General features: G+C 71.6%; 1 protein-coding gene. It reads left to right on the top strand.

Features of this window, described 5'->3' with window-relative positions; genetic code table 11:
* Positions 1-1,577 (top strand): condensation domain-containing protein (locus ACFY0X_RS36860; protein ID WP_387760891.1); only part of this gene is annotated, 1,577 nt, incomplete at both ends.

Below are 1,577 nucleotides of genomic sequence, written 5' to 3'. Positions count from 1 at the left end.
GTCCTGGGCGTCGAGACCGACATCAGGACGCTGTTCGAGGCGCCGACCGTCGCGGCCCTCGCCGCCCGCCTCGCGGACGCCGACACGGCCCGCACCCCGCTCACGCGGATGCCCCGCCCCGACCACCTCCCGCTCTCCTACGGACAGCAAAGGCTCTGGTTCATCAACCAGTTGGAGGAGTCGAGCGCCTCGTACAACATTCCGGTGGTGCTCCGACTGTCCGGTGACACCGACCGGGAGGCGCTCAACACCGCCTTCCGTGACGTGATCGAGCGGCACGAGTCGTTGCGCACCGTGTTCCCGTCCGTCGACGGCGAGCCCCACCAGCGGATCCTCGAACTCGGCGACCTGGCCTGGGAGCTCACGGTCATGCCGGTGGCGTCGGCCGACCTGGAGCGCGAGGTCGAGCAGGCAGCGGAGTACGCCTTCGACCTGACCCGCGAAGTGCCCTTCCGCGCTTGGCTGTTCGAGACGGAAAGCGACGCCGATCCGGTGCTGGTCGTCGTCCTGCACCACATCGCCAGCGACGGCTGGTCGACGGCGCCGCTGGCGCGCGACCTGTCGACGGCGTACGCGGCGCGCAGCGCGGGCCGGGCGCCCGCGTGGGAGCCGCTGCCGGTCCAGTACGCGGACTACGCGATCTGGCAGCGCGAGCTGCTCGGAGACGAGAACGACCCGGACAGCCTGATGGCCGGCCAGGTCGCCCACTGGAAGCACGCCCTGTCGGGGATCCCCGAGGAGCTCGCTCTCCCGACCGACCGCCGCCGCCCCGTCGTGTCCTCGCACCAGGGGCACGCCGCATCGCTGCGGATCCCGGCGGATGTCCACGCCCGGTTGACGGAGTTGGCGCGAGCCGAGGGCGCGACGATGTTCATGGTCGTGCAGGCGGCCCTCGCCGTCCTGCTCAACCGCCTCGGTGCGGGCACCGACATCCCGATCGGCGCTGTCAACGCGGGCCGTACCGACGAGGCGCTGGACGAGCTGGTCGGCTTCTTCGTCAACACGCTGGTGGTGCGCACGGACCTGACCGGCGACCCGACGTTCACCGACGTCGTCGCCCGGGTCCGGGAGGCGGGGCTCTCCGCCTTCGCGCACCAGGACGTGCCGTTCGAGAAGCTGGTGGAGGAACTGGCACCGGCCCGTTCGATGGCCCGCCACCCGCTCTTCCAGGTGTCGCTGACGCTGCAGAACAACCAGGAGGCGGTGCTGGACCTCGGCGGTTCGCACGCCCGGGGATCGGTTCCGTCGGCCGGTGTGGCGTCGAAGTTCGACCTCGAGGTCGGCGTCGGCGAGGCCTTCGACGCCGACGGGGCTCCGGCCGGGCTGTACGGCGGTGTCGTCGCCTCGGCGGACCTCTTCGAGGCGGAGACGGTCGAGCGGCTGGCGGAGCGCCTCGCGCGTGTCCTGGCCGAGGTGGCCGCAGACCCGCACGTGTCGCTCGGTGCGGTGGAGGTGCTGGCTCCTGAGGAGCTTCACCGGGTGTTGGTGGAGTGGAACGACACGGCTGTCGGGGGTGTGGTGTCGACGTTGCCGGCGTTGTTCGAGGCGCGGGTGGCGTCGTCGCCGGATGCGGTGGC

This window comes from Kitasatospora sp. NPDC001547 (assembly GCF_042894165.1).
GTDB lineage: Bacteria > Actinomycetota > Actinomycetes > Streptomycetales > Streptomycetaceae > Kitasatospora.
Note: the sequence above shows the minus strand (reverse complement) of the source record. Positions and strands in the feature narration are given on the sequence as shown.